At 48.8% G+C, this 26,870-nt stretch carries 25 protein-coding genes and 2 other annotated features; of the genes, 6 read left to right on the top strand and 19 right to left on the bottom strand.

From position 1 onward, the window contains the following. Positions 1-44: 44 nt before the first annotated feature. Positions 45-1,535 (top strand): potassium/proton antiporter, encoded by a 1,491-nt coding sequence (locus KNO96_RS06635; RefSeq protein WP_026824978.1) that lies wholly within the window; start codon positions 45-47, stop codon positions 1,533-1,535. A 41-nt stretch (positions 1,536-1,576) separates the two neighbouring features. Here KNO96_RS06635 and trpA read toward each other — a convergent pair whose 3' ends face one another. The 5 genes from trpA to trpD are packed head-to-tail and all read right to left on the bottom strand — an operon-like array spanning position 1,577 to position 5,802. Then, positions 1,577-2,344: a tryptophan synthase subunit alpha gene (trpA, locus tag KNO96_RS06630; RefSeq protein WP_214703101.1), complete on the bottom strand. Its 768-nt coding sequence runs from the start codon at positions 2,342-2,344 to the stop codon at positions 1,577-1,579. Next, positions 2,341-3,528 (bottom strand): tryptophan synthase subunit beta, encoded by a 1,188-nt coding sequence (gene trpB, locus KNO96_RS06625; protein ID WP_026824976.1) that lies wholly within the window; start codon positions 3,526-3,528, stop codon positions 2,341-2,343. The genes trpA and trpB overlap by 4 nt, the downstream gene beginning before the upstream one ends. Next, positions 3,525-4,079, bottom strand: coding sequence for a phosphoribosylanthranilate isomerase (locus KNO96_RS06620; protein ID WP_026824975.1), 555 nt, complete (start codon positions 4,077-4,079; stop codon positions 3,525-3,527). The genes trpB and KNO96_RS06620 overlap by 4 nt, the downstream gene beginning before the upstream one ends. Beyond that, complete coding sequence (gene trpC, locus KNO96_RS06615) at positions 4,055-4,816, bottom strand: indole-3-glycerol phosphate synthase TrpC (protein ID WP_214703100.1); 762 nt, start codon at positions 4,814-4,816, stop codon at positions 4,055-4,057. The genes KNO96_RS06620 and trpC overlap by 25 nt, the downstream gene beginning before the upstream one ends. After that, complete coding sequence (gene trpD, locus KNO96_RS06610; protein ID WP_214703099.1) at positions 4,813-5,802, bottom strand: anthranilate phosphoribosyltransferase; 990 nt, start codon at positions 5,800-5,802, stop codon at positions 4,813-4,815. Before trpD ends, trpC begins: the two co-directional genes overlap by 4 nt. 55 nt (positions 5,803-5,857) lie before the next feature. Further along, positions 5,858-6,085 (bottom strand) — a binding site (T-box leader). Between the two features lie 48 nt (positions 6,086-6,133). Continuing rightward, positions 6,134-6,362, bottom strand: a binding site (T-box leader). 243 nt (positions 6,363-6,605) lie between these two features. Here trpD and KNO96_RS06605 point away from each other — a divergent pair. Further along, positions 6,606-7,919 (top strand): amino acid permease, encoded by a 1,314-nt coding sequence (locus tag KNO96_RS06605; protein ID WP_251125146.1) that lies wholly within the window; start codon positions 6,606-6,608, stop codon positions 7,917-7,919. An 84-nt stretch (positions 7,920-8,003) separates the two neighbouring features. On the opposite strand, the gene KNO96_RS06600 is transcribed toward KNO96_RS06605, so the two are convergent. The 3 genes from KNO96_RS06600 to KNO96_RS06590 form a co-directional block, all read right to left on the bottom strand. After that, positions 8,004-9,545 carry a murein hydrolase activator EnvC family protein gene (locus tag KNO96_RS06600; protein ID WP_214703097.1) on the bottom strand — a complete coding sequence of 514 codons (1,542 nt, stop codon included), beginning with the start codon at positions 9,543-9,545 and terminating at the stop codon, positions 8,004-8,006. 419 nt (positions 9,546-9,964) lie between these two features. Continuing rightward, positions 9,965-10,330, bottom strand: coding sequence for a DUF423 domain-containing protein (locus KNO96_RS06595; protein ID WP_026824970.1), 366 nt, complete (start codon positions 10,328-10,330; stop codon positions 9,965-9,967). A gap of 12 nt (positions 10,331-10,342) precedes the next feature. Beyond that, the gene (locus tag KNO96_RS06590) at positions 10,343-10,948 is read right to left on the bottom strand and encodes a trimeric intracellular cation channel family protein (protein ID WP_034770820.1); all 606 of its coding nucleotides are present in this window, start codon (positions 10,946-10,948) and stop codon (positions 10,343-10,345) included. A 94-nt stretch (positions 10,949-11,042) separates the two neighbouring features. On the opposite strand from KNO96_RS06590, the gene KNO96_RS06585 reads away from it, so the two are divergent. Next, complete coding sequence (locus tag KNO96_RS06585) at positions 11,043-12,680, top strand: ABC1 kinase family protein (RefSeq protein WP_214703096.1); 1,638 nt, start codon at positions 11,043-11,045, stop codon at positions 12,678-12,680. On the opposite strand, the gene KNO96_RS06580 is transcribed toward KNO96_RS06585, so the two are convergent. Together KNO96_RS06580 and KNO96_RS06575 are read right to left on the bottom strand one after the other, a co-directional pair. After that, positions 12,619-14,202, bottom strand: a complete 1,584-nt coding sequence (locus KNO96_RS06580) for a GNAT family N-acetyltransferase (RefSeq protein ID WP_214703095.1) — start codon at positions 14,200-14,202, stop codon at positions 12,619-12,621. The genes KNO96_RS06585 and KNO96_RS06580 overlap by 62 nt on opposite strands. Further along, on the bottom strand, positions 14,199-14,711 hold the full coding sequence (locus tag KNO96_RS06575) for a glycerol-3-phosphate acyltransferase (protein ID WP_026824966.1): 513 nt from the start codon (positions 14,709-14,711) through the stop codon (positions 14,199-14,201). The genes KNO96_RS06580 and KNO96_RS06575 overlap by 4 nt, the downstream gene beginning before the upstream one ends. Before the next feature lie 93 nt (positions 14,712-14,804). On the opposite strand from KNO96_RS06575, the gene KNO96_RS06570 reads away from it, so the two are divergent. Then, the gene (locus KNO96_RS06570) at positions 14,805-16,217 is read left to right on the top strand and encodes an NAD-dependent succinate-semialdehyde dehydrogenase (RefSeq protein WP_214703094.1); all 1,413 of its coding nucleotides are present in this window, start codon (positions 14,805-14,807) and stop codon (positions 16,215-16,217) included. 45 nt (positions 16,218-16,262) lie between these two features. On the opposite strand, the gene KNO96_RS06565 is transcribed toward KNO96_RS06570, so the two are convergent. The 6 genes from KNO96_RS06565 to KNO96_RS06540 form a co-directional block, all read right to left on the bottom strand. Continuing rightward, positions 16,263-16,895, bottom strand: coding sequence for an HAD family hydrolase (locus tag KNO96_RS06565; protein WP_214703093.1), 633 nt, complete (start codon positions 16,893-16,895; stop codon positions 16,263-16,265). A gap of 113 nt (positions 16,896-17,008) precedes the next feature. Beyond that, complete coding sequence (locus KNO96_RS06560) at positions 17,009-17,374, bottom strand: rhodanese-like domain-containing protein (protein WP_034770819.1); 366 nt, start codon at positions 17,372-17,374, stop codon at positions 17,009-17,011. A 106-nt stretch (positions 17,375-17,480) separates the two neighbouring features. Next, positions 17,481-17,759 (bottom strand): DUF5327 family protein, encoded by a 279-nt coding sequence (locus KNO96_RS06555; protein WP_026824962.1) that lies wholly within the window; start codon positions 17,757-17,759, stop codon positions 17,481-17,483. Positions 17,760-17,821: 62 nt separating this feature from the next. Continuing rightward, positions 17,822-19,108 carry a DUF2252 domain-containing protein gene (locus KNO96_RS06550; protein WP_026824961.1) on the bottom strand — a complete coding sequence of 429 codons (1,287 nt, stop codon included), beginning with the start codon at positions 19,106-19,108 and terminating at the stop codon, positions 17,822-17,824. 13 nt (positions 19,109-19,121) lie between these two features. Further along, positions 19,122-20,072 carry a peptide-methionine (S)-S-oxide reductase MsrA gene (gene msrA, locus KNO96_RS06545; RefSeq protein WP_214703092.1) on the bottom strand — a complete coding sequence of 317 codons (951 nt, stop codon included), beginning with the start codon at positions 20,070-20,072 and terminating at the stop codon, positions 19,122-19,124. An 82-nt stretch (positions 20,073-20,154) separates the two neighbouring features. Next, positions 20,155-20,337: a hypothetical protein gene (locus KNO96_RS06540; RefSeq protein WP_026824959.1), complete on the bottom strand. Its 183-nt coding sequence runs from the start codon at positions 20,335-20,337 to the stop codon at positions 20,155-20,157. A gap of 224 nt (positions 20,338-20,561) precedes the next feature. Here KNO96_RS06540 and KNO96_RS06535 point away from each other — a divergent pair, with 224 nt between their 5' ends. Next, positions 20,562-21,638 carry a diguanylate cyclase gene (locus KNO96_RS06535; RefSeq protein WP_214703091.1) on the top strand — a complete coding sequence of 359 codons (1,077 nt, stop codon included), beginning with the start codon at positions 20,562-20,564 and terminating at the stop codon, positions 21,636-21,638. A gap of 128 nt (positions 21,639-21,766) precedes the next feature. Further along, a complete protein-coding gene (locus tag KNO96_RS06530) occupies positions 21,767-22,291 on the top strand; it encodes a hypothetical protein (RefSeq protein ID WP_214703090.1) in 525 nt (174 codons plus the stop codon). A 262-nt stretch (positions 22,292-22,553) separates the two neighbouring features. Here the strand turns inward: KNO96_RS06530 and cydC are convergent, their stop codons facing one another. The 3 genes from cydC to KNO96_RS06515 form a co-directional block, all read right to left on the bottom strand. Continuing rightward, positions 22,554-24,269 carry a thiol reductant ABC exporter subunit CydC gene (cydC, locus tag KNO96_RS06525; RefSeq protein WP_214703089.1) on the bottom strand — a complete coding sequence of 572 codons (1,716 nt, stop codon included), beginning with the start codon at positions 24,267-24,269 and terminating at the stop codon, positions 22,554-22,556. Beyond that, complete coding sequence (gene cydD, locus KNO96_RS06520; protein ID WP_214703088.1) at positions 24,266-25,990, bottom strand: thiol reductant ABC exporter subunit CydD; 1,725 nt, start codon at positions 25,988-25,990, stop codon at positions 24,266-24,268. The genes cydC and cydD overlap by 4 nt, the downstream gene beginning before the upstream one ends. A 121-nt stretch (positions 25,991-26,111) precedes the next feature. Beyond that, positions 26,112-26,801 carry a Crp/Fnr family transcriptional regulator gene (locus KNO96_RS06515; protein WP_026824954.1) on the bottom strand — a complete coding sequence of 230 codons (690 nt, stop codon included), beginning with the start codon at positions 26,799-26,801 and terminating at the stop codon, positions 26,112-26,114. Positions 26,802-26,870: the final 69 nt, after the last annotated feature.

Here is a 26,870-nt window from a genome sequence, read left to right as displayed (position 1 = left end):
ACAATGAACTTAATAGTATTGTTTTTTGAAAGGATGTGTTGTGTTTGCCCGTACCTGTTATAAGTACTGATGTACTCATTCTACTTTTCGGTCTACTCCTTGTAGCCGGTGTCATGGCGACGCGAATCTCGACTCGATTCGGCTTACCGGCCTTGATCTTGTTTATGGGGATCGGCATGATCATGGGAAGTGACATTACCGGTCTCATCTTCTTCGATGATTCAAATTTGGCACAGTTAATCGGAGTCGCCGCATTAATTGTCATTTTGTTTGAAGGGGGTCTCCAGACGAAATGGACGTCGATGCGGAACGTTCTCGTTCCAGCCGCCTCACTTGCCACGTTTGGTGTCTTGATTACGACGACTGTCGTCGCCGTGGCCGTTCGTTTCGTATTTGGTTTCGATTGGATTGAATCTTTCCTATTCGGCGCGATTATTGGTTCGACCGATGCAGCGGCCGTCTTCGCCGCATTCAAAGGAAAGAATATCTCACCGAAAGTCGGTGCGACACTCGAAGCCGAGTCCGGCACGAACGACCCGATGGCGATGTTTTTAACGATTCTCGCCCTCGACTTTATGTTGAAGCCCGAGACGACCATATGGGATGGCATTTGGATGTTCGTCCTTCAAATCGTTGTCGGAGCATTCATCGGCTTTTTACTCGGACAATTGTCTCGTCTCATGTTGAATCATTTGAAACTAGAATCGAGCGGGCTACATGCAGTTCTGATGATTTCGATGGCATTCCTCACATACGGTGTCACGGCTTACTTGTTGGGGAGCGGACTACTCGCGGTCTATATCGCTGCGATGATTGTTGGCAACGCGGATACGGCGCACGAAGTGACCATCGTCCAGTTCTCAGAGGCACTCGCATGGATCATGCAGATCATCATGTTCGTCATCCTCGGATTGCTCGTCTTCCCTCGTCAACTCATCGAGCCCGACTTAATTTGGAAAGGTATACTTATTTCCTTTGTCCTTATGTTCGTTGCTCGCCCCATCGCCGTTTATTTATCGACACTCGGGATGGCGTTCACAAAAAAAGAGAAGTTCTTCATTTCTTGGGCCGGTCTAAAAGGAGCCGTACCAATCGTGCTCGCAACTTTCCCGTTAATAGCAGGAATTGATGACAGTCAACTTCTATTCAATGCCGTCTTCTTCGTTGTCGTGACCAGTGCCTTGATTCAAGGAACGACGTTGACTCCACTTGCCGAGAAGTTAGGGCTACTCGGTCCGGATAAAATCCGTTCCCCCTATACAATCGCCCTCGTTTCCAGCAAACAGTCCCAACATAAACTCGTTCCTTATGTCGTCACGGAGAGCTCCTCGATGATCGGCAAGACGCTAGCGGACATCACGCTCCCGCCGAACACCGTCGTAAACGCCATCGTCCGAAACGAATATTTGATTCCGCCGAACGGACAGACAGCTATCGAAGAAGGCGATCTCTTATACGTTCTCGCCTCGATGTACCGTCATGACCAACTCGACCAAAAGTTTGGGGAAGACGGTCTCGATCGAGTGGAATTATGAGTAAACGAATAACCGGTGCTTCATGCGAAGCGCCGGTTTTCTTATGCGTGTATTTGTTTTGCCGAACGAATCAACGTCTCGACGTCGCCTGTTCTCCCTTCATGAAGTGCCTCGACGATAAAGCTTCCGACGACGACACCGTCACATGCATTCCCAAGCGTCTGCACTTGTTCCGGACGATGTACCCCGAATCCTGCTAAGACGGGAACACGTGACTGCTCTGTCAATCGAGTCAAATGGGTGAGTAGTTCATCCGGGAACACATCAGTCTTCCCTGTTGTGCCTTTGAGTGTGACCGCATAGACGAATCCTTCAGCCTTCTCTAAGATGGATGCCGTCCGTGCCTCGCTGCTCGTCAACGTAACGAGTGGGATGACTGCGACTTCCTGGCGATCGACGTTCGAAAACAATTGAAGACTTTCTTCAAATGGAAGGTCTGGAATGATGACTCCGCTCACCCCACACTCATTCGCCCGGTCAAAGAACGGTTGGACCCCGAACCGAAACACCGGGTTCAAGTATGTCATCAAGACAATCGGCACAGTAAATCGATTATTTCCTTCTATTAAATGGTTCAACACCATTTCAAGCGTCACACCCGCTTCAAGAGCGCGCATTCCTGCCGCCTCAATGATCGGTCCATCGGCCACCGGATCAGAGAATGGGATTCCGAGTTCGATCGCCGTCGCCCCCATCTGTTCTAGCTCAACAATAGTCGGGATGAGTCGTTCTATCCCTCCGTCACCAGCCATAATATAAGGAACGAATGCCGCCCCTTCTCGCTCTCGAATCGCTGTCTCTAGTTTCATCGTGTTGCCACCTTCTCTCGGATTGTGTGGACGTCTTTGTCTCCGCGTCCAGATAAACAAATCACCAGTGTATCGTCTTCTCCCATCGTCTTCGCGAGCGTTTCTGCGTAAGCGAGAGCATGCGAAGACTCTAAGGCAGGTATGATTCCTTCTTGTCGACTGAGTGCGAGACATGCATCGAGTGCCTCATCGTCCGTGACGGCTGCGTAACGGACCCGTTCAATATCTTTCAAGAAGCTGTGCTCTGGTCCTACCCCTGGATAATCGAGTCCGGCTGAGATGGAATGTGCCTCCTCGATTTGACCCGCTGCGTCTTGCAACACATACATGAGTGACCCATGCAATACACCGACTTCTCCTTTTGTGAGTGTCGCCGCGTGTTTGTCCGTATCGATGCCGCTCCCTGCCGCCTCGACACCGTAGAGTGCGACCGACTCATCATTCAAAAACGGATAGAACATGCCCATCGCATTGCTCCCTCCACCGACACAGGCGACGACGGCATCTGGTAGCCGTCCCGTCTGTTCGAGGATTTGACGGCGTGTCTCTGTCCCAATCACGCTTTGAAAATCACGAACCATCTGCGGGAACGGATGCGGGCCGAGAACGGAACCCATCACATAGTGCGTATCGTCTACGTGTTTGACCCAGTAACGAAGCGCTTCATTGACAGCATCTTTTAACGTGCGACTTCCAGATTTGACGGGAACGACCTTCGCTCCGAGCAATTCCATCCGAAACACGTTCAACGCTTGGCGCTCGACGTCGACCTCCCCCATAAAGATGGTACATTCCAGGTCGAGTAATGCACATACCGTCGCGGTCGCGACACCGTGCTGACCGGCCCCCGTCTCGGCGACGACTTTTTGTTTCCCCATCCGTTTCGCAAGGAGCGCTTGCCCAACCGTGTTGTTGATTTTATGGGCACCGGTATGGTTCAGATCCTCTCGTTTCAAATAGACGTTCGTTCCAAGACGACGACTTAGATTCGACGCATAATAGAGTGGCGTCTCACGTCCTACGTATTCACGTAATAAGGAAGAGAAGCGTTCTTGAAACTCAGGGTCTTGCTTCGCCTCTTCGTAAGCAGCCTCCAATTCTTCGACCGCCTGCATGAGTGTCTCCGGAATGTACTTTCCACCGTATTGTCCAAACTTTCCGTTCACTGGTTGTGCATACATCATAGTTCCTCCTTGGCGCGTTGAATGAACGCACGAATTTTTTTGATATCTTTTACACCGTCCGTCTCGACACCGCTCGAGATATCGACGCCGTCTGGTTGGATCGTTTGAATCGCTTGTCTCACATTGTCAGGAGATAGACCGCCTGCTAGCCAAAATGGATGTTTCGGCCGGTCGCTCGCGCCCCAGTCTAATACCTGTCCACTTCCCGGAGTCGGATGATCCATCAATCGCACATCCGCCGCCTCCTCGGTCGATGCATCGATAATTGGTAATCCGAAAGTGCGGAGTTGTTCCATTGACTGCGTCCGATGGTGAATTTGTAAATCCGTCAGTCCCACGTCCATCGCTTGCTCGATGTCTTCCATTGAAGGATTTAAAAACACACCAACGATTCGAACCGATTCGGGAATATAAGCTGCTAGCTCCTTCGCTCTGCTCACGTCGATTTGGCGGGAACTCGGTGCGAATACGAACCCGATGGCATCTGCTCCCGCTTCGACCGCCGCCTGGACCGCTTCCTCTGTCTTTAATCCACAGATTTTAACGAACATGTTTTCAACTCCTCGAGTAGCCGGGTCGGGTCTTCTTCACGCATGAGTGCTTCTCCGACGAGGATGGCACTGGCGCCGGCTTCTTTCAGACGCGCTGCCGCTTCGACGGTGCTGACCCCGCTCTCACTGACGAATGTGACGTCGGGATAGCGATTCATCAAGTCGATTGATGTCTCAAGAGCGACCTCGAACGTTTTTAAGTCTCTGTTATTGATGCCGATCAACACGTCATCGAGTTCGAGTGCGATGTGTAACTCCGCTTCGTCATGTACTTCAACCAATACGTCGAGACCGATGGAGCGAGCGTATCGCGTCAGTTCATGGAGACGTGTCGGATGTAGGGCCGCCACGATAAGAAGTGCAACACTCGCCCCGTAATGCTTCGCATAGTCGAGTTGCCGTTCATCGATGATAAAGTCCTTACAGAGCACCGGAATGGTGACAACATCGGCGACTTGTCGCAAATCGTCAAAGGACCCATTGAAATACGTCGTGTCTGTCAATACCGAAATCATCGTCGCACCGGCTTGTTCATATTGGCGGGCCCGTTCGGCGACATCGACCGTCTCCCGAATCATTCCTTTCGAAGGAGACGACCGTTTGATTTCAGAAATGATATGGAATCCCTCCTTCGTCACATTCAAAAGAGTAATCGGCTCTGTCACGGTGACATCAATCGGCTCCATGCGACTGACCTCCTCGATTTTTGTTCCGATGATTTTCGTTAAATAGCTCATGCCTCTACCTCCGTACGTTGTAAGTGTTGTAATACCCGCAAGGCGTGTCCTTCATCGATACTGCGTTTCGCCTCTTTCACTCCTGCACGTAGCGTTGCGGTCGTGCCGTACGTGCAAAGGGCAAGCGCCGCATTCAATAAGACGACGTCTCGCGCCGGTCCCGACTTTCCGTTCAACACAGCGAGCAGTGTCGCGGCGTTCTCTTCCGGCTTCCCCCCGCGTAGCGCTTCAAGCGGTGCCCGCATCAAGCCGACATCTCGTGGGTCGACCGCATAGCGCGCTGTCTGTTCCCCATCAAAGAAGTACACGTCGTTCACACCGGCAAGACTCGCTTCATCGAGTCCGCCTGCACCGTGGACGACCATACCGCGCTCCACGCCTAGATGTCGCATCGCGGTCGCCATCTTCTCCAGTAGTGATGGATGGTAGACACCGACAAGTTGTCGCTTCGGACGAAGTGGATTCGTCAACGGCCCGATTTGGTTGAAGATGGTCGCAGTTGCGAGGCGTTTACGGACCGGCATGACATGTTTCATAATCGGGTGGACATGCTGGGCGAATAGGAAACTGAGGTTCGTCCGTTCCAAGTCTTCATGTACTTCCGCCGCCGTTTTCACAATCGGAACGTTCAATGCCTCGAGGACGTCCGCACTTCCCGACCGGCTCGATACACTTCGGTTGCCATGTTTCGCGACTGGTACTCCGATGCCGGCCAAGACGAACGCAACGGTCGAGCTGATATTGAACGTATGCGCCCCGTCGCCGCCGGTGCCACAAACATCAAGAACGGATAAATCGCTTTGGGGGAACTGAGCTGCTTCTCGAATGTATGCCGCGAGTCCCGCCATCTCTTCAGCTGTTTCCCCGCGTTCTTTCATCGCCAGTAGCACTCGTTCGATTTGCGCTTCATCCGCTTGGAACATTTCACTTGCTGCCACTTTCATATCTGCTGTTGATAACGAGTTTGTCTCCAATTGTTGAATCATCTTCTCTTCCCCCTCTAAAAATGTGTATAAAAAAACTCCATACGACAATCGTCGTATGGAGGACGGTTCTAGACCGCGGTGCCACCTCTCGTTGATTCCAAAGAATCCACTCTCCGATGCAATCACATCGTATCCTGATAACGGGGGAAGCCGTCACGACCTACTTTCTTCAGTCGTGCTCTCATGAGCCCATTCACGCGGACGCCTCGGTCAGGATCTCACCATCCCTGACTCTCTGGACGAAACGTCTTCTCGCGCTACTCTTCTCAATCCTCGATTTGTGTTATTGAAACGAAAAAGGGGTTACCCGTCTCCTCATAGCCTACGCTACAAGAAGGACGAGTAACCCCGTGGTGCCACCTTCGTTGGTTCCGAAAAACCCACTTCACGGACAATCATCCGCTTCCCCGTGATAACGGTGGGTAACCCGCTAAAGCCTACTCAAAGTTCGGTTTAGAGCTCAGAAGTCCATTCGCGACGTCCTATATACTGATTCGCACCAACCATCAGCTCTCTGTCATACAGGATTCGTCGTTACTTCTCTTCGTCGACGCCTTTATTCGTTTCAGTTAAGTTAACTCGTACTATACAGGGCAGATGTTTCCGTGTCAAATAAAAAAAATTATAAAACTTCGCCTCTATATGTGCACCCCGAAAACAAGGAACCTTCACCGGTTTTTCGAATTGACATTGTTTTTTTCTGTCTGCTATAGTCGTCCACAACAACATTTCACTCAGCTAAAGGAGAATCGATTTTGGAAACAAACAAACTAAAACGCGAGCTGTCCACCCGGCAACTTACGATGATTTCCCTCGGGAGCGCCATCGGAACCGGGCTCTTCCTCGGAAGCGGGCTTGCGATTCAAACAGCTGGCCCGAGCGTACTCGTCAGCTATGCCATCGGGGCGTTCATCGTCCTCTTACTGATGGGTGCACTCGCCGAAATGACGGTCGCCCATCCAACATCCGGATCATTCGGAACAATTGCCGAGCGCTATGTTCATCCACTCGCAGGCTTTCTCGTCCGTTACTCTTACTGGGTCGCAAACGTACTGGCTGTAGGAGTTGAAGTCAGTGCCATCGCCATCTATATGCGCTACTGGTTCCCAGATGTGAACGGATTCGTCTGGGTCGCCCTCTTCGGTGGACTACTCATTTACGTCAATGCCCGTCACGTTCACACGTTCGGGACGACTGAATACTGGTTATCCTTCATCAAAGTAACTGCCATTATCCTATTCATCGTCCTCGGTGCCGCTACATTGTTCGGCGAACCAGGATCACCGATTGAATCGATCACGACAGGAAACGAAGGATTCTTCGCTTTCGGATTTTACGGAATGTGGGTGACGATTTTCATCTCCCTCTTCAGCTTCCTCGGAACCGAACTCGTTGCCGTCACAGCCGGTGAAGCGAAAGACCCGGATCAGGCCGTACCACGCGCTTTACGTGCGACCGTATTCCGTCTGACATTCTTCTACGTCGTCACACTCGCGATCATGCTCATGCTCATCCCATGGCAGCAAGCGGGGATCGATCAAAGTCCCTTCGTGCTCGTCATGGAACAGTTTGACGTCCCGTTCGCTGCAGGCATCCTTAACTTTGTGATTTTGATTGCTGCCTTGTCAGCGATGAACGCACAGCTCTATGCATCGACACGCATGATGTACTCGCTCGCGGAAGCCGGTGATGCACCGAAAGCGTTTAAAAAAATCAGCAAAAACGGCATCCCGATGTTCGCGTTACTCGTTTCAACAGGCGGGATTGTTCTCGCCGCTTTATTACAAGTGTTCATGGAATCGTCTTATCCGTTCTTGATGGGGATCTCGATGTTCGGAGCCATTTTCACTTGGTTCATGGTCTTCGTCTCTCACTTGTTCTTTCGTAAGAAATGGACCGGACGAAAACTACCTGTCCGTATGATGGGATATCCGTTCCTCCCAATACTCGGGGCGGTCTTACTCTTCAGCCTGATGATCACGACATGGTTCACCGATTTCAATATTTTGTTGAAGTTCGGCGTACCTTGGTTGATCGGGTTGACGATCATCTATTACGTGCGTGAACAAATGCGTAAAAAGCAAGATCGTCCAAACAATATCGAGCAAGCCAACTAACGAGCATCCCTTCGCAAATAGCGGAGGGATTTTTTACGCACAAAAGCCCCTTCCGCAATCGAAAGGAGCTTTTTGGTTGATGCATCAGAAGAACTGACGCGGATTGACCGTGCTACCTGCGCTCGTTGCCGAGTATGAGTAGCCGCCTTTATGAATCTCAAAGTGCAAGTGCGGACCTGACGAGTTCCCTGTGTTTCCAAGCGTCCCGATGTTCGACCCTTGCGTCACACGCTGTCCAGAGCTGACAGATACCGAGTTCATGTGCGCATAAACCGTCGTCCAAACTTGACCGTTGATGACGTGCGCGATCATGACGTGGTTCCCGTATGCGCCACCCCAACCTGCACGAATGACCGTACCTGTTGCCGATGCACGGATTGGTGTCCCTGTAGGACCTGCAATATCTAAACCGTTATGGAACGTGTAGCCATACGCACCGCTCGCTGGACCCCATCCTTGTGAGTAGCGTCCTGAAGCCGGTTGAATGAACATCGAGCTAGATGGAGCTGGTGTCGACGTCGTCGGTGCAGGTTTTGGAGTTGGTTTCGGTGCTGGAGCCGGTTTCGGTTTCGGTGCCGGCGTTGGTGCTGGATCCGGTTTCGGCGCCGGTGCAGGTTTTGATGCCGATGTCGACGAAGTCGTATTGTTTGAAGACGACGAAGACGGGGTATTCGATTTATTGTCCTGCTTTTGTTGTGCAGCTTGTTGACGTGCCGCTTCTGCTTCTCGTTCTGCCTCTGCCTTACGAGCTGCCTCAGCTTGACGTGCAGCTTCTGCTTGGCGTGCTTCTTCTGCTTTACGTGCCGCCTCTTGACGAGCTGCTTCTTCAGCGCGACGACGAGCTTCCTCTTCTTCACGACGTTGTGCCTCGATTTCAGCCGCAATCGCCTGCTCTTGTGCCACTAACGTCGCTTCAATCTCTTGAAGGTCGAAGATTTGCGATTCGAACTTGATGTTTTTCTCTTCAAGTTCTTTAATACGTTTTTCACGTTGTTTCATTTTCTTCTCAAGTTCAGCTTGGCGAACCTCAAGTGCTTTTTGTTGTTCTAGAAGTGAAGCACGTTCTGCTTTCAAGTCAGCTTGTGCTTTTTTCAACGACCGTTGTGTCGCTTCATAGTCATCGAACAACTCTTGGTCACTACGTTGAATCGTTCCTGCCGTAATCATACGTGTGACGAGGTCAGAGAAGTTTTTTGAACCGAAGATGAACTCAGCCCAATTGATTGAACCGCCACCGTTCTTTTGCATCGTGGCCATACGTTCTTTCATCATTTCTTCTTGCGCCTTCATTTTTTCTTGATAGTCTTTAATGTCGGCTTCAAGATCCTCGATTTTCATCTCGGTACGTTTGATTTCTTGGCGCTTCATCGCAACATCATTGATGATGTCCTGCAATTGCGCGTCCATTTTATTGACTTCTGTCTGTACTTTTGAAATCTCTTCTTTGTTCACTTCAATCTTTGAAGACGTTTCCGACTGATTTTCCTTTACGCTATCGCGCTTTTCTTGCACTTTTTGTTGTTGTTCTTGCTTTTCTTTAATCGAGGTCGATGCATCCGCGACTGTATGTGTGCTAATCAGCATCACACCAAGCGTTAGCGTCGAGACTGTGCGTTTCCAGTTCATGAATGGGGTACATCCTTTCTTAAATGACAAATCTGGGTACCAGTTAAACTACATATTTTTAAGCCGTTTCAGTATGTAACAAAAACGATCAATCAGTTGAGTTTCAACACGACTAATTATATCTAACTGCTAGATATTTTCCTGTTAAAGTTATATTTCAATTTTATTACGCAAGAACAAAAGCGCCGGTAACGAATATATGCAACTTATTATTTATCAATATCTTTTTTATTCGTCCAGTTTGACATCTTTCTGTAATGTTTTATGTAAATAGAAAATGGTTTCCCCTATTTTCAAATAATAATTAAACTGATAATGCATAGGTTTTCCAATTGATGGGATGACCCTTCAAAAAAATCCATGCGTTTGCTTCATGAAAACATGAGCAAAGACATGGATTTTGAATACATATGTTACTTTTAAAGCTTCATCGCACCAATGATGACAAAAATCCAGGCTGCAATGAATAGGACTCCGCCAATCGGTGTCACGGCTCCTAGTTTCGTGATGCCAGTCAGTGCCATGACATATAAGCTTCCGGAGAAAAAGACAATCCCTGCAAACATGAGCCAGCCGGCAATGTTAAACTGGCTGATACTTACGCGCATGAGTAGTGCCGCAATCCCAATGATGCCGAGCGCATGAACCATGTGGTAGAGCACGCCCGTCTGCCAGTTCGCCAACATATTCGGCGCCAATCTCTCTTTGAGCGCATGGGCACCGAACGCGCCGAGCGCCACACCGAGTGCCATCAATCCGGCACCGATCATTAACAACATCTTCATTTTTATTCCCCCTTATCTAACTTTTCGTGCTGGTAAATTCCACTTCCGATAGTAGGATATCACTCGAAGTGTTGCTACGACAATTAAAAGCGTATAGACGACAAGACCACCTTCAAGTTTAAAGTAATACGTAATGACCGCAATGAGAATTGCCCAAATCGCGTACACTTCAGACTGTAAAACGAGCGGCTTACGCCCGGCCAGTAAATCGCGGACGACTCCACCCCCAACCCCAGTGAGGACAGCCGCCGCAATCGCAGCGGAGAGAGGTAAATCGAGTTTGATTGCGACTTGTGCTCCCTGAAAGGCGAATGCGACGAGACCGATGGCATCGACAATGACGCCCCAGCGCTCCCAATGTGGCAAGACGACACTCGGTAGCAGGAAGATGAGGAGCGCAACAAGAAAACATAAAATAAATAAATCATTCTGTTGCCAAATCAAACTGACGGGGTTTCCTAATAGGACGTTTCGAATCGCACCGCCTCCAAAGGCCGTGATGAAAGCGAGCAGCCACACCCCGAAAATATCGTATTTTTCATCCATCGCAATGATGGCTCCGCTCGCCGCGAACGCAATCGTTCCGACGACGTTGAGCAATTCCCACTCCATGAACATCCCTTGCCCTTTCTTCAACGCATTGTATGGTAAAGTATAGTTACAAAAAAATCAGGTCAGTCGAGCGACTGTCGTAAAGGATGTCGGTATTAATATGAAACGTATCGCTTTGTTCCGCATATGGATTATCGTCACCATGTTCGCCCGATTCATCATTCGCTTATACGCTTTTTCACGTAAACAACAACAAGGTGTAGCCACGACAGAAGAATACGAAGCACTCATGCTCAAGCTTGCTCGCGAGTATAAACGCAACGCCCTGCGGCTCGAGGGCTTGTTAATCAAGCTCGGACAATTCTTATCCATTCGGGCAGACTTGTTGCCACCAGCCGTTTTAAACGAGCTGTCTGAGCTCGTCGATCGGGTCCCGACATCCGGTTGGGACAAGTCACGCGCGATTTTAGAGGCAGAGTGGGGCGTCCCTTATACTCAAGTCGTCAAAGACGTCGGAATCGACGCCGTCGCCTCGGCTTCTATCGGAGAAGTATACGGTGCCACCCTACTTGAAAACGGTAAACGGGTCGCGATCAAAATTCAACGTCCGAATATCGAAAAAATCATCCGTACCGACTTCCGTGCTATGCGGATTGTCACGTCGATGTTGAAGCGGACATCCCTCGCAAAATCGACCGACTTAGATAGCTTATATCGCCAAATGATTTTTGTCATCGGGGATGAACTAAATTTTCAAACCGAATTAAAAAACGCCTTATATTTCAAAGCCAAATACGCAGATAATTCGGATGTATATATCCCCGATTATCACGAGCATCTCTGTACGAATCGTGTCTTGACGATGGATTGGGTCGATGCAAGACGCATCACCGATCTCGCCTTCTTAAAAGAGAACGAGATTGATCGCTCCGCCCTAGCCGAACGACTGTTCACGCTCGCGGCCGAACAATTGTTGTTCGGTGGACAGTTCCATGCCGACCCCCACCCCGGAAATGTCCAAATTCGGGCAGACGGGACAATCATCCTGCTCGACTTCGGTATGGTCGGACAGACGACAGCGCAAGACATGGCGACGATTCGAAACATCTTACAGGCGTTCATCTCCCTCGACTATGACAGCATCGTCGATGGGTTAGAAGATTTACGTTTTCTCTTGCCTACGGCGAACAAACAAAACATTCGCCAAGCGCTAGAGAAAGCCGTCACCTTTTACTTAGAGACCGATATCGACACCGTTGATACAAGGTTGATCGAGAAAGTGTTACAAGACATTCAACTGCTCGTCAAAAACGAACCGATTCAACTCCCGGCAGAATTCGCCTTCTTCGGCCGAGCCGCCTCGACCTTACTTGGTATTCTGCAAATCTTAGATCCGAAAATCGACCTGTTCACACTCGGTAAACCGATTGTCATCGAATGGCTCGAGGAAGACGGGACGACGCTACAAAATCGTTATGTGAAGACCGGGATCAACTATGCGAAGAAATTGTTGAACGTTCCCCCGCTTCTCGACAACTACTTAAAAGAACCAACGCGAAAACGCCTGTCGGAGCAAGCGATGTTCCAACGAAACTTGGAATCAAAAGAACTCTTGCACCGCCAGACGTTCAATGCCATCGTTATGTTACTCGGTTTATTAGTCGGACTGCTGGGCTATATCCGACCAGATGAGTGGCTGTTTTGGTCAGGTGGCGTCGTCTCTGTTTTGGCTTATTTCAATTGGAGGCGCCTCGGACGAAAGGTTCGTCACGTGGCACGTCAAGATTTTCGTGTATAAGCGAACCGTCACTTTTAGAAGTGGCGGTTTTTTGTTGAATCCACTGCGCGATATAAGAACCGACGTCACGCATCATACGAGGCGTCGTCCAGCCCATCGTCGACACTTGAATGACGTTCGCCCGTTTTAAGTAGTCACTCTCATATTGTACGAGGTAGCCCTGATACGACAGTTGTCGTCCGAGCTCCATCGAGGACTGACCACACGGAACCGGAATCGTGATGATACCAGATGATTGGGCGGGACTCACCTCGATACATAGGCCGTTCTCGTGGAGCGAGTTGATCAGAGCCACCATCTTCTCTTCATGCGATGCGACCTCTTCGTCCGTCAGTTCGTCTAACGAGACCGCCATCGCCGCAAGAAGTGGCTCTGATTGTGTGAAGGCAATCGGTTTGTAGAGTGACAAGTCCAGGTAGCGTGGTACATCTCGTAGCGCTTCCGCTCGCTCTTTCATCGCAACGAATGCGAGACCAGGGGCGTTCCGTAACGCCTTTCCTGAGGAGAAGGTCACGTAGTCCGCAAAGGAATAGTCATAATCGAATGTCCCAACCGTACTGATCGCATCGATGGCGATGACACCGTTCCACGAATGAAGCGGTCCCAAGTCAATTAGAATTCCTAGGGATGTCTCACAATGAACGGTCCACACCCAGTCCGGAGCAATTCGATCAAGTTGAGAAACATCCCACTTTCCATCTTGGTCCACTCGAATGACATCAAACGAGCGGTCTACACGCCGGGCATGCTCGATCAGTCGTTCTCCAAATTCGCCAGCGTTTAAAATCACGCCGTGTCCTTCCAAACGAGGCGCGACCGCATCATTTGCGACCGTCCCACTTCCGAGAAGTGTATAGATGTTAGGAAGTTTGACTCGTTCCGACAGTTTTTGTTGCACCGCTTCAAGTAGTCGTCCTGTCTCTTTCGAACGATGCGGGCGTGGTTGCTTCGAGAGTCGTGCTCTCACACGTTCTGAACATTCGACGGGACCCGCGAGCAAACTTTTCGGTCGAAGCGTCGTCGCTGATTTGGATTCGTAAAAAGCATCCCTCGTTAACATCATCGGGACATATCTCGCTTCTTCTGAACCAATCGGATCAGCAAACGGCACAAACCCGAATCGATGATAGAGCAATTGTTCACGTGTCGTACCACTGATGACGATGCCATCGATGTGGCGATCCGTTGCATCTTCGATGACCGCTCGCATCAGACCTGCGAACGTGCGATTGCGACGATAAGGTTTGGTCACAGCGAGGAGGCGAATCTCGAGCCACTCCCCTTCAGGAATACGCACTCCTTTTTGTTCCAATGAAAATGGTCTTTTGCCACGTAATGCACACATGGCCACGACTTCCCCGTTCACTTCCCCAATCCAATATGTATTTTCTTCGTGAAATCGGTCAATGAGTCGCCGCTCTGAGTTCGGTGGATGTTGCGGAATCTCTTCAACGAACGTTTCGTAATTCAACCGATGAATTGCGTCAAAATCGGATATTACAGCTTTTCGGTAAACAATCATGGTTTCCCCTCCTTCACATGATGATAGATAATCACAGCTGCGATGAGCACTGCCCATATGATGTCTCCAACACTTCCAAGCGCAGCGAGTGGAAGTAAGACGAGCATCACCAGTCCCGTCTCACGGGAATTACCTGTTCCTTTAATCAACAACAACAGAAAAAGGAGCCCCCCAATAAACCACCACGGGTCATACGCCCATATGATTCCAGAAAAAACGGCATATCCCTTCCCGCCCGCACGGATTCGCCAAAACGGATAAATATGACCGAGCGTGAGCGCGAACGCCGTCTGCCAAAAATACGGTCCGCTCACCTGTAAGACAAGAATCGTCTTGAGCACGTCGAATCCATACACGATGAGAAACGCCTTCACCCCTCCGATGCGATGCGCGTTGCGTGCACCGGTATTTTTCGAACCGGATGTTGCTAAATCATGTCCACTTAATAACCCATATAGCCTGCCTCCGAGCAGACTTCCCACTAGATAGCCGACAATGATAATCCACATAATATCCCCTCATTTTTTTGGAAGTTTGTGTGCGTTTCAGAAAAACGGGTATCCTCTAATTAACTGTGCACTTTTTGGAAAGGGGAAATCAAGATGCGAGAAGAGAAAAACTACATTAACGGGGAATGGACTGAAACCGATCAAACAATCGAAGTACGCAATCCGGCCACGGGAAATGTCATGGCCGTCGTGACGAAAAGCGATACAAAAGAAGCGACACAAGCCGTCGACGCGGCGCACGAGTCACTCAAGGAATGGCAACAAAAGACCGCAGAAGAACGAGGCGAATTACTTAATGAGTGGCATCGTTTAATTGCAGAACATACGGAAGAGCTTGCCCGAATAATGGTCGAGGAACAAGGGAAACCGCTCAAAGAAGCAATTGGTGAAATTAACTACGCGAACGGATTCATCGACTGGTACGCAGCGGAAGGTCGCCGTGTGTATGGTGAGACGATTCCTGCCTCATCGAACAAGAAGCGCATCTTTGCCATCAAGCAACCGGTCGGGGTCATCGCAGCAATCACCCCTTGGAACTTCCCGGCTGCCATGATCACACGAAAAGTTGCCCCGGCACTCGCTGCAGGCTGCACGGTCGTTATAAAACCTGCATCAGCGACTCCACTGACTGCCATTGAACTCGTGAAATTAGCCGAGAAAGCAGGATTCCCAAAAGGGGTCATCAACTTGGTGACAGGACAAGCTTCCGACCTCGTCAAAGCATGGCAACAAGATAAACGAGTCCGAAAATTGACATTCACAGGCTCAACAGAGGTCGGAAAAATGCTTATGCGTGATGCGGCGGACACGATGAAAAAAATTTCACTCGAGCTAGGTGGGCACGCCCCGCTCATCGTCACAGCCAAGGCAGACTTAGATAAAGCCGTCCCGCAGGCAGTCGCGACCAAGTTCCGCAACGGCGGACAGACATGCGTCTGTGCCAACCGAATTTATGTCGAACGCGCTGTCGTCGATGATTTCTCGGAGCGTTTCATCAAAGAGGTCGAAGCTTTAAAAGTTGGGAATGGGTTAGAGGAAGGTGTCGATATCGGACCACTCATCGATGACGATGCCCTTAGTAAGGTCGAAAAACATATCGAGGACGCCCAAATTCGTGGTGGTGAAGTATACGGCGGCGAAGTGTTAGACGGTTTATTCATTCGTCCTGCGGTCATCCGCTATGCGAATGAAGACATGCTCTGCATGAATGAGGAAACGTTCGGTCCGGTCGCGCCGATTGCCACATTCGATTCCCTCGATGAAGTCATCAATCGGGCGAACAATACTCCGTTCGGGTTAGCTGCCTATCTCTTCACGCAAGACATCAATGAAGCGGTCTATTTAGCGGAATCGTTAGAGTACGGAATCGTCGGTGTGAATGACGGGCTCCCGTCAACACCTCAAGCGCCGTTCGGTGGATGGAAAGAGAGTGGACTCGGACGAGAAGGTGGCCATCACGGCATCGAGGAGTTTTTAGAAGTGAAATATATCTCACTCGGATTGTGAATCCAGGTATTCAAAAAGGCTTGTCGGCACGCGACAAGCCTTTTATTATCGATTGATCCATTCGACTAAATCGTTCGGCGACTTGATTACGTGATCCGCAAGCGCCCACTCTTCTTCATTGCCGAACCCGAATCCTGTTAAGACGACCGGGAAGTCGTGGGCGCGGGCCGCCTCTACATCTGACTTACGATCCCCGACCATGATATAGTCTCCCTCACCGTGACGGACACGGTGTGCTGTCAGAATATCTGCCTTTTTTTCGCCGCCGACAGACTCCAAGCATTCAGGTGCCGTCATATATGGACGAATCTGTTGCGTATCTAATATCAGGTTCATGTAATGAACGCCGCAGTTACTCGCTGTCGTCAGCGTGTGGCCTTGCTCGTGAAGCGTCTCCAACATGTTACGAATTCCGTCAAATAAAACATTTTGTCCTTCTATTGCCTTCTCCAACGTCGTGTGACGCAACCTGCGAATGAGGTGAATCTCTTCAAGTGTCGCTTCAGGGATGACATGTTCCCAAAACGCGTTGCCTGCCAACCCATATCCAGAGCGGACGGCCTCTTCACTCGGTTTTGGAAGGTGCGGAAGTTCCTCGAGCGCCTCATGAATCGCCTGTGTCATCGGTTCGGTTGTATCTACTAACGTGCCATCAATATCAAATAAAATAACTGCCATTGGATGTTCCCCTCTCTTTCACTCTCTTCCTACCGTAGCAGAATCCCCGAAAATGCAAAAGTGAAAACGTGGTGACAAAAAAGCGACTGAACGAATCTGTTCAGTCGCTTCAATCATCCTCGCCAAAAGTTCATTCCGCCTTTTACCGAATAGACGTCCGTGTATCCGGCACTCTTGAGCATCGCTGCGGCACGTTGGCTTCGCATCCCACTCTGACAGATGACGTAAACAGGACGTTCTTTTTCTTTCGGATATTTCGATTGCGCATTCCCGAATCCTGAAAGGGGGACATTTTTCGCTTGCTTGATGTGTCCGCCACGATATTCATGCGGTTCACGCACATCTAACAATTGAAGGTTTCGCTCTTCCGCGATTCTTCGCTTCAAGTCGTCTGTCGAAACCGTTTTGACGTTGTTACGACGACTCCACCAGAAATACACGAGTCCAATGACGACCGCTACAAAAAGAAAATCCAACATATTTACGCCTCCATTTAATTTCAATTCTTATACTCATTATACCCCCTAAGGTATTTAAGTCAATGAATGTGAATCAAGAAAAAACCACACGTAGGCTACGTGTGGTTCAAAAATCGAGCAATGAATCCGATTTGGGTTGCTCGTCTTCCTCCATCGGAATCCCAAGGAAAGCCGCCATCTGTCGATCGAGTGGTGGTTTCGTCTCATTCGCCGGTATCGTCGATTGTGTCGTGTCGACACTCTTCACACCTGACGTCTCTGCTAGAAGCAGTTCACAAAAGCCCATCAGCTTTGCTAAGTGACGCTTCTGTACTTCACCTGTTGACGATTCAACCTGTACCATCACCTGACGCATCTGGGCAATGACTTGTTGTTCTGTAATCATAGTCCGTACACATCCTTTACGCTACCATTTTGCAGGATTTCACCATCGATTCGCAAGTATTCTTAACGATTCCTTGTCTCAACCCATTTTAAAAAGGCGTCATAGTCAAAACGAACTTGATTCGCATAAAAGTTAGCCCATCTCGACAATTGGCGGATAAATAAAGATGGAGAATCACCAATCGCCGCGGTGATCCGTTCACTCGCCGTATAATCTAATACGTTTGAGGTCGCATCGGCCCGTGCATGAATTTTCGCAGTGATTTGGGCTTGTACTTTTAACGTTTCAATGAGTGACGTTTCGTCTTTCATATGCTTCGCCTTTACTTTTCGTTTGTATGGCGAACGTTGCCTTACATAATATTCTTTTCCATCAATCGTTAAATACCCAAGATATGGGTCACGACTGTGAACCATTGCCCGCTGCGCGGCAACGACACGCGCCCCTTCGTGCGACAATCCGTTCTCAAATAGCGGGTGCGTCGGCAGAAAGAGAGATGGGACGGCGGACTGCGCCTGTTTCATCTCTAAAATGACATCCTCATCGTGCTCCTTGTCCGCTCCTTCAATCAAAATATAGTAACGCTCTAGACCGATGGAAGCTGTACCGCTTTGTAGCTTGATGGCGATGTCTTTGATTTCATAATGATCAGCGTGATGACGATGTTCATCTGACAAAGAAGATAAATAATCTCCCCATCCGGCCACAATTCTCTCTCGCACGTCCGATGAAAGTGGAATCAAATCCTCACTCGTAGAAAAGTAACGTTCTTCGTCCCGTACTTCCGTCCGTTCGGACATAAAATCATCTTTCTTTTTCTCCGCTTTTTTGATTACTTTTTTGACGGCTTTACACGTATTCTCTTTCGTAAACTGAATGTGTTCACTTTGACCTTTCGCATGTTTTTCAATCGCTCCCGCATATGACTCGGCAAACGCTCGAATTGCCGCTTGACCATCAAATCCGGATTCAGCCGCAAATAAATCGACAGAAACCGCCATCCGCAACAAATCAAACAGATAGGAACCGATGTACGCCTCGTCAAAGTCGTTTACGTCATAAATGATTGTACCGGCACCGTCTTCAAATACACCGAAATTCTCAAAGTGTAAGTCTCCTTGAATAAACGTTGGGTAATCAGGGCCGGTATCAAATGCGATCGGAACTTTTGCAAAGTCGTAATAGAACAAGTGGGAGCTCCCTCGAAAAAACGAAAACGGGCTCGAACTCATCTTGTCATACTTTTCTTGTCTCGCCGTTTCAGATAGATGCCGAATCGACTGGTCATAAAAATCAAGGACGGTTCCGATCGTCTCGCTTCGAATTTGTTGTTTGACGGCTGTGAACATACGACTCTCCCCTTCACTTGTTGAATAAGTGTTTATATTCCCCGTACCCAGCTTCTTCAAGCTCTTCTACAGGAATGAATCGGAGAGCGGCCGAGTTGATGCAATACCGTAAACCGCCAAGTTCTTTCGGTCCGTCATCAAAGACGTGACCGAGGTGACTATCACCTTGTTTTGAACGGACTTCTGTCCGTACCATGTGGTGCGTCGTGTCCATGTTCAAGTCGACTCGTTTCTCTTCGATCGGACGTGAGAAGCTCGGCCATCCACAGTTTGACTGGAACTTATCGTGAGATGTGAACAGTGGTGTCCCATCAACGATGTCTACGTACAATCCTTCACGCTCTTCGTCCCAGTATTCGTTTTTAAACGGCGGCTCTGTTCCGTTTTCTTGTGTGACTTTATATTGCATCGGTGTCAAGCGTTCACGGAGTGTCTGCTGAAGTTTCCGATCGCTCCAAGCTTCTTTGATGAATTTCGCACGCCCCGAACCGACACGATACATCTCGTAGCGGAACGGATTCTTTTTATAATAATCTTGATGATAGTCTTCCGCTTCCCAGAACGTTTTCGCCGGACGGATGTCGACTTCGATCGGACGATCAAATCGTCCCGAGTCTTCCACTTCTTGCTTCGAGCGCACAGCTGCGTCTTGTTGTTCCTCTGAATGATAGAAGATTGCCGGACGGTACGATTCGCCGCGATCATTGAATTGTCCCCCACCATCTGTTGGGTCGATTTGACGCCAATAGATGCGAAGCAACTCCTCGTAAGAGATGATTTCGGGGTCGAACGTAATCTCAATCGCCTCTAAGTGTCCTGTTGTTTCCGAACAGACCTGTTGATACGTCGGATTATCCACATGTCCACCCGTATATCCCGAGATGACACGTTCGACTCCCTCATATTTATGAAACGGTTTGACCATACACCAGAAACAGCCTCCCGCAAATGTAGCTATTGCCATGATAAATCCCTCCTTACTTTGTAGTGTACCCAAAAACGTCGCTAGACAACAAAAAACGAGAACCACAAAATGTGTTCTCGTTTCAGTCTTCTTCGACCTGATTCACATGACGCATCACTAAAAATAAAATGACTCCTACAATCGCAGCCCCTAAAAGCGTCAACACAATATTATCTCTGGCCGATAAAGTATAAAAGATCGCTAATCCAATCAAAATGAGCGCAATCGGAATAAACGCTCGTTTAAAATGATCCCAGTAACGCACGGACAGTCCTCCTTTTCTCTTATCATACCAAACTTTCGATTTTCGATAACGAAAGTTCTAAAAGATGAGGAATATCTCTTCGTATGAACAAGGAGTTTAGTGATATTTTCTTGAATAACCCTGAAGAGACTGACTTTTTAGTCCGTATATTATTCTTATCTATTTCCAATAGGATACTATATACTATAACTAAATATTTCCATGCAGCATAAGGGGGAGCTTCGATGCTCACAATTATTAATGCGTTCTTCATCAACCTGTGTATCTTGTTTACGCTCTTCACAATTTCCTTTTTGCCGTTTCGCAATCGGCCTCGCTTAACACCACAATCTCCTTTGAAGGGGAGAGTCTTACTCGGGGTGCAAACTGGACTGATCGCTTTACTCCTATTAGGTAATGCGTTACCACTCGAAGGTGTGCTCATTGATTTACGCGCTATTCCAATCATGCTCGGTGTACTATTTGGCGGTTGGGTAAGCGGTGCTGTCGCTGGCATTATTTTATTAACAGGTCGGTTTTTTATCGTTTTATTGACAGACGGTTCCATGTTCGGGCTTTATCTCGCCGTTGCGACAATGGTACTTCTCGTCGCATCTACCAGTATTCTTAGAAAGCGGATGGATAATACGCGTCCGACACTACTTATTTTTATAACAATCAGCATCGCTATCTTTGGGTCGGCAATTTACGCTGCGTTGCCACTTAATTTATTCTATCCTGTTTTGATTGTATATACACTAATGTCTTATGGCGGAGCTTGTGTCGCCTATCGACTGCTGCTCGAATTGCGTCGGCATTTCGAGAACGTTCAGCATCAACAACAACTAGCACGCACGGACGCACTCACCGGAATTGCCAACCGCAGGCTCTTGAACGAAGCCATGGCCAACTTGACCGTCGAGGCAGAAGAGTATGCGTTAATCTTGGTTGATATTGATCACTTCAAACGCGTGAATGATACGTACGGTCACGACGTCGGCGATGATGTCTTGCGCGAACTCGGCATGCTCCTCGTCAACGAAAGCAATGAGCGGCATTTAGTCGGTCGCTTCGGCGGCGAAGAATTTTTAATCGTCATGCCTCACGCCAATCGAGAAGAAGTGTCACGGCTTGCTGAATCTATTCGGGAAAAGGTTTCAACGTTCCCGTTCGAGACGAGCGCTGGTACGCTACACATTACCGTTTCGCTCGGCGCCTGCCATTCAAATGATATTGAAATCGATAGCGTGTTGAAACATGCGGATGAAGCATTATATCACGCAAAAGAGTCTGGTCGAAATCGTTTCATCCTTGCTTCTTAATGTGTCGAACGCTTCACACATGAACATATTTTCTCGCTTTACTTTCTCGAAATGAATCGTTACACTAGGCTAGACTTTGGTTCAGATTGGTACATCATGATTTATTCAGAAAAGGGGAAACATCGTTCATGTCAATTTTGTTATCTTTGTTTGGAATTATGTTTATCGGCTCGTTCGCGATTGACTATAAACGTGGCAAGACACTTCAACAATCAACGCTCGGGGGATTTCGTTCGATTCAACAAAACCTATGGATTTTCTTCCGTACGTCGCTTTCGATGATGATCGTCATAGGTCCACTCTTATTGATTTCAGGATTTGTGTTCTCCGAGTTAGTGGCATTCAACACCGTTTCGTCTTTCATCATCGCTGTGCTCAGTATCGGCTTTGCTGAACGAATCGTCGGGATGACAGTGGCACCACTCATTCGTACATTTTGGCATCAGCGTGGTCGTCTCATGCCACTCTATCTAGATGCCTCTCTCTACGTGTTCTTATTATCCATTCTCGTATTAGAGTTTTTAATGAACATTCCCGGGATTGATCTTCAATCACCGTTCATCGCGCTATTCTATGCGTTCGCGCTCTTCTACACGAGATACTTGTTCAGTCTAATTCGGTTCACGGTTCAAAAAGGCGTCGCCTCGAACTGAACAGATGATTGATTTCCCATACATGTTTCCATGTGTGGGACTTTTTTTCTGCATTTTTTATTGACAATGAGAATCGTTATCAACTATACTCTAGTTGTAGCTTCCCACAAGCTTGACGTGCACGTTCCCCAAACACATCACGTCACGTGGATTCCCCTCCACGACACTCTTTTTGAAAGCATTGCGACAACCCCCATTTGTTGCACCCATATTTGCCAAAAACAAGACGAGCAGCCCATCGACGGGGCTGCTCGTCTTTTCATTATGCGAACACTTCTTGCTCGATTTGTTTCAATTCATAGAACATGCCACGTTTCGTCATCAGCTCCTCGTATGAACCGACCTCGACAATCCGTCCAGCTTCCATGACGATGATTTGATCAAACGTCTCTAGACCCGTCAAACGGTGACTGACGAGGATGAGTGTGCCTGCTCCCGCTTGCTGTAACAGTTCAGAAAAGACATGGGCCTCCGTTCCTGCATCGAGTGCCGATGTCGGTTCATCGAGCAACCAGAGTAGCCCGTTTTTGAGAAGTGCCCGTGCGATGGCTAGACGTTGGCGTTCTCCACCTGACAAGTTTGCCCCTTTTTCAAGGACCGGTTCGTCTAGCAAGAATGCCAAACGGACGCGCTCAAGCGCTACGTTCATCTCTTCATCTGTGAAGTCACCGGCTAACGCCAGGTTTTCTCGTACGGTGCCGTAAAAGAAATGATTGTCTTGCAAGACGACGCTCGCATGACGCCAAATGGCTGTCTGTTTGACGTCGTTCAGGTTTTTGTCATCCAATCTTATCGCACCTTTTTCCGTTCGAACGAATGCTAACAATAGTTGAAGCAACGTTGATTTCCCGGATCCACTCGGTCCGACGATGACCGTCTTCGAACCGCTCGGGATGTGTAACGTCACCTCATCAATCACATCTCGAGACGTATCTGGATAACGATAGCGAACCTCTTTGAAGGAAATCGACGGGGAAGCAGCGAAAGTCACGTCCTGTCGTTTCGCTTCAAACGCCTCAATCGCTTCACTCGGTTCTGTCACTTCAAACAAACGATCGGCTGCTTGCTTACTGTCTGCAAAGTGTCCTGGGAACACAGCCATCGGTGTCGTATTCTCAAACGCAGTGAGCGACATCATGATGAGCATTGCCAAGAATAAACCGTTCAAGTCTCCGTTTACCACCTGATACGCACCAATTGCCAATACACCCCATGAGACGAGTAACGAGGCTGCGACGACGAGCGACGAATTAAAAAATTGATTCGTCGCGTCTTTCCGCTCCGCCTCCATGTAACGTTCACTACGCGTGTAGACAGCTTGTTTCGTGCGATCGAGTTGGTGATGAAGTTTCAAATCCCGGTGCCCGTACAGCATCTCTGTCAATTGAATCGACACATCCCCACGTAACGAACGAATCGTCTCATCATGACGAGCGCGAATCCGAGCAAATCCGAGCGGAATCAAGAAGCCGGTGACGAGTACACCGAGTAAAATCCATAGACTGACCGAAAATGAGAAGAAAGTGATAAAAAAGATTGTACTTAAGAAGACGAGCACGAGTATGATTGGCGGATAAAATACACGGAGAAAGTAGTTTTGAAGACTCTCAACATCTCCGACGACGCGCGAAAGTAAATCCCCGCTCCGATATTTTGCGAAAATAGACGGAACGAGTGGTTCAAGTTGTCGATAAAACCGAACGCGTAGCTCACTCAAAATCGTAAATGTCGCTCGGTGTGAAGCAAGGCGCTCTCGGTAACGACTTCCTGCTCGAATGACCCCGAACAGTTTAATCAAAACGACGGGTACCATGAGCGCATATAGGGGCGGGACGAGTCCTGCCCGCGAGACGAGGTATCCACTTGCCGCAAACAAGGCGACCGCCGCTAATCCGGCTGCGTATCCAAAGAAGATAGAGAGAAGAATATCTTTTTTCTCGCGCATCATCCATTTTGTGATTGTCCAAAGCGAGTTCATCGACTCACCCCTTTCTGAAGCGCAAATAGTTCCGCATACTCTGGGACAGCGAGCAATGCTTCATGAGTCCCTTCTGCGATTCGCTTCCCGTCATCCATAAACCAAATCGTATCCGCCTCTTTGATTGTATGCAGGCGATGTGCCACCGTGATCAACGTTGCATCTTTGGAAAGCTCATCGATGGAACGTCTGACGATTCGCTCTGTTTTCAAATCGAGACCGGTCGTCGGTTCATCAAACAGTAAGATCCCTGGTCGTTTAAAGAAGGCTCGAGCGAGTGCCAGACGCTGTCTTTCACCGCCGGATAACCCAAATCCACCTTCCCCAAGCTCCGTCCAGATCCCGTTCGGCAAGTGTGCAATCACCTCAGATAATCCAGCTGCCTCGACTGCTTCTTGTAATTCCCGCTCATCGGCCGCCTCACCTAAAGAAATATTGTCGGCGAGTGTCCCCGCAAATAGATACGGGTTTTGAGAGATATACGCAATGTTTCCATACCAGGCAGACTCACCAAACGTATGAAGTGGTTCGCCGTCCACGAGGACGCGTCCCGACTTCACTTGCAGGAGTCCGGAGATGACGTTGAGCACCGTCGTCTTCCCAGATCCGCTCGCACCGACTAAAGCGAGGTGGGTACCGGATGAAATGCGACCACTCAACGGCTGAAGCGCAAAGCGCCCGCCTGCATATTCGAACGATATGTCCTCGAGTTCAAGGTCTGGTGTCCGTGAATCAAGCGACTTCGTTCCCCATTGAGTACGATCATCCGGGGCGTCTAGCACCTCAAAGATTCGATCCGCCGCGCCCATACTGCCTCGACCCGTATGGAAGGCGCTGCCTAAATCTTTAATGGCCAAGTAATACTCCGGTGCCAACACCAAGATTAAAAAGCCTGAGAAGAACGTGAGATTCTCCCAAACGACCATCTGTAGTGCGACTTCTAGTGCCACAACCCCGGTGCTGAGCATGGAGATAAATTCGAGCATGAGACCGGACAAGAATGCTGTCTTCAACACAATCATTGTCGCATCCCGAAAATCGAGGCTGCTCTTCTCGATTGCAATTGCTTCCTGTTCGGTACGGTTATAAAGTTTCAGCGTCGTCAATCCTTGCAGAACATCCAAGAACTTTCCGGAAAATTGATTCATCTTTTCCATCTGTTCCTCTGATTTTTTCTGAGTCGCGATCCCGATGATGATGAAAAACAGCGGGATGAACGGTGCCGTCACCATCATGATGACACCCGAAATCCAGTGTTGGCTAAAAACGACGACCAAAATGAGGAGCGGGATGATCGATGTCTGGATGACTTGTGGCCAGTATTGACTGAAGTAAGCGTCCACCTCGTCAACGGCGTCCATGAACACACTGACCTTCTTACCAGACTGACCGGTCAAGGACGATTCGACCGGACTCGTGGCATAGCGATCCAACAATTGAAGACGTAACGTCTGTTTCGCCTTCTCGGATAGGCTCGCACCGATTCGGCCAGATACATAACCGAAAAGCGCCCGTACTAACAGTGCAACAACGAGCCAAAGCAATGCCGGGATGACAGCTTCGAATGATTCATCTTTTAAGAAGATTCGGTCGACAATGTCGACGATTAAATACGCTTGTGCCAAAATGGAGAGTCCAATCATGACCGAAGATAATACGAGTCCGCTGATATGGCTTCTTTCGGCGAACGCAAGGGCTTGCAGTCGTTTCACTGCATTCATCCTTTCTCTATTTACAGTTCAATTCTTTGTGAGATTCATCACTAATTATACAATATGCCACGGTTTGAAGCGAATGCTCCGCTCGTTTGAGTATGTAAAAGACGCCCTCATCTGAGTGGCGTCAATCGATATCTTGCTCAAAATATTCAGGATGCCCGATGACGAGTTGGTGGGCATCGATACGAAGCACATCTTCTTTACGAAGTTTGGCTAAAATCGTTGAGACCGTCTCGCGGGACGTGCCGGACAAACGAGAAAGTTCAACCGCGGTGAAGGGACATCGGACACGCACGCCCTGTTCGTCGGGCTCCCCCAAATCTTCAATCAAAAAATGGAGCGTATTCAAGACGCGCTCTTTTGCACTCGGTGTGATAATCTCTTGGACACGCCGCTCATGTAAATCAAGAATACGGTTCATCTGCCCAATGATATAAAGCAACATACTCGACTGTGTGGACACGAACCGCTCGAAACGGTCCGTCGGAATATAGATGACTTCAATATCCGTCATTGCCTCGGCAGTATGGCGATAGTCTTCCCCCGTGAACAAACCGTTGTAAGGAAAGAACTGTTTCGGTTTTACATAGTCGGCGTAATGATGTGTCGCATTCTCATTCATTCGTTCGAGCCTAATGTAACCACTCATCAAAAAATACACACGCTCCCGTGGGTCACCTTCCATGAATAACAGTTGCCCTTTCCGATAAGTCCTACAATAGACGTGCGGGATGAGCTGTTCAAGCGTCCGACTTGAACATGTCGCAAAAAGCGTTAACTGTCGTAAATCATCGATAGTCCATCTATGTCGCATGTGTATCTCCTCATTTCCAATCAGATCTCTTGCTTTCATTATAGATGATATACAATTGAAAACGCTTTC

The organism is Exiguobacterium sp. s89 (assembly GCF_018617735.1).
In the GTDB taxonomy this organism is placed as follows: domain Bacteria; phylum Bacillota; class Bacilli; order Exiguobacteriales; family Exiguobacteriaceae; genus Exiguobacterium; species Exiguobacterium marinum.
Note: the sequence above shows the minus strand (reverse complement) of the source record. Positions and strands in the feature narration are given on the sequence as shown.

Bases quoted from the DNA above. Each gene is read 5' to 3' on its own strand.
- trpA (WP_214703101.1), bottom strand. From the start codon at position 2,344: ATGAAACTAGAGACAGCGATTCGAGAGCGAGAAGGGGCGGCATTCGTT.
- trpB (WP_026824976.1), bottom strand. From the start codon at position 3,528: ATGATGTATGCACAACCAGTGAACGGAAAGTTTGGACAATACGGTGGA.
- KNO96_RS06620 (WP_026824975.1), bottom strand. From the start codon at position 4,079: ATGTTCGTTAAAATCTGTGGATTAAAGACAGAGGAAGCGGTCCAGGCG.
- trpC (WP_214703100.1), bottom strand. From the start codon at position 4,816: ATGAGCTATTTAACGAAAATCATCGGAACAAAAATCGAGGAGGTCAGT.
- trpD (WP_214703099.1), bottom strand. From the start codon at position 5,802: ATGATTCAACAATTGGAGACAAACTCGTTATCAACAGCAGATATGAAA.
- KNO96_RS06605 (WP_251125146.1), top strand. From the start codon at position 6,606: ATGATTTCCCTCGGGAGCGCCATCGGAACCGGGCTCTTCCTCGGAAGC.
- KNO96_RS06600 (WP_214703097.1), bottom strand. From the start codon at position 9,545: ATGAACTGGAAACGCACAGTCTCGACGCTAACGCTTGGTGTGATGCTG.
- KNO96_RS06595 (WP_026824970.1), bottom strand. From the start codon at position 10,330: ATGAAGATGTTGTTAATGATCGGTGCCGGATTGATGGCACTCGGTGTG.
- KNO96_RS06590 (WP_034770820.1), bottom strand. From the start codon at position 10,948: ATGTTCATGGAGTGGGAATTGCTCAACGTCGTCGGAACGATTGCGTTC.
- KNO96_RS06585 (WP_214703096.1), top strand. From the start codon at position 11,043: ATGAAACGTATCGCTTTGTTCCGCATATGGATTATCGTCACCATGTTC.
- KNO96_RS06580 (WP_214703095.1), bottom strand. From the start codon at position 14,202: ATGATTGTTTACCGAAAAGCTGTAATATCCGATTTTGACGCAATTCAT.
- KNO96_RS06575 (WP_026824966.1), bottom strand. From the start codon at position 14,711: ATGTGGATTATCATTGTCGGCTATCTAGTGGGAAGTCTGCTCGGAGGC.
- KNO96_RS06570 (WP_214703094.1), top strand. From the start codon at position 14,805: ATGCGAGAAGAGAAAAACTACATTAACGGGGAATGGACTGAAACCGAT.
- KNO96_RS06565 (WP_214703093.1), bottom strand. From the start codon at position 16,895: ATGGCAGTTATTTTATTTGATATTGATGGCACGTTAGTAGATACAACC.
- KNO96_RS06560 (WP_034770819.1), bottom strand. From the start codon at position 17,374: ATGTTGGATTTTCTTTTTGTAGCGGTCGTCATTGGACTCGTGTATTTC.
- KNO96_RS06555 (WP_026824962.1), bottom strand. From the start codon at position 17,759: ATGATTACAGAACAACAAGTCATTGCCCAGATGCGTCAGGTGATGGTA.
- KNO96_RS06550 (WP_026824961.1), bottom strand. From the start codon at position 19,108: ATGTTCACAGCCGTCAAACAACAAATTCGAAGCGAGACGATCGGAACC.
- msrA (WP_214703092.1), bottom strand. From the start codon at position 20,072: ATGGCAATAGCTACATTTGCGGGAGGCTGTTTCTGGTGTATGGTCAAA.
- KNO96_RS06535 (WP_214703091.1), top strand. From the start codon at position 20,562: ATGCTCACAATTATTAATGCGTTCTTCATCAACCTGTGTATCTTGTTT.
- KNO96_RS06530 (WP_214703090.1), top strand. From the start codon at position 21,767: ATGTCAATTTTGTTATCTTTGTTTGGAATTATGTTTATCGGCTCGTTC.
- cydC (WP_214703089.1), bottom strand. From the start codon at position 24,269: ATGAACTCGCTTTGGACAATCACAAAATGGATGATGCGCGAGAAAAAA.
- cydD (WP_214703088.1), bottom strand. From the start codon at position 25,990: ATGAATGCAGTGAAACGACTGCAAGCCCTTGCGTTCGCCGAAAGAAGC.
- KNO96_RS06515 (WP_026824954.1), bottom strand. From the start codon at position 26,801: ATGCGACATAGATGGACTATCGATGATTTACGACAGTTAACGCTTTTT.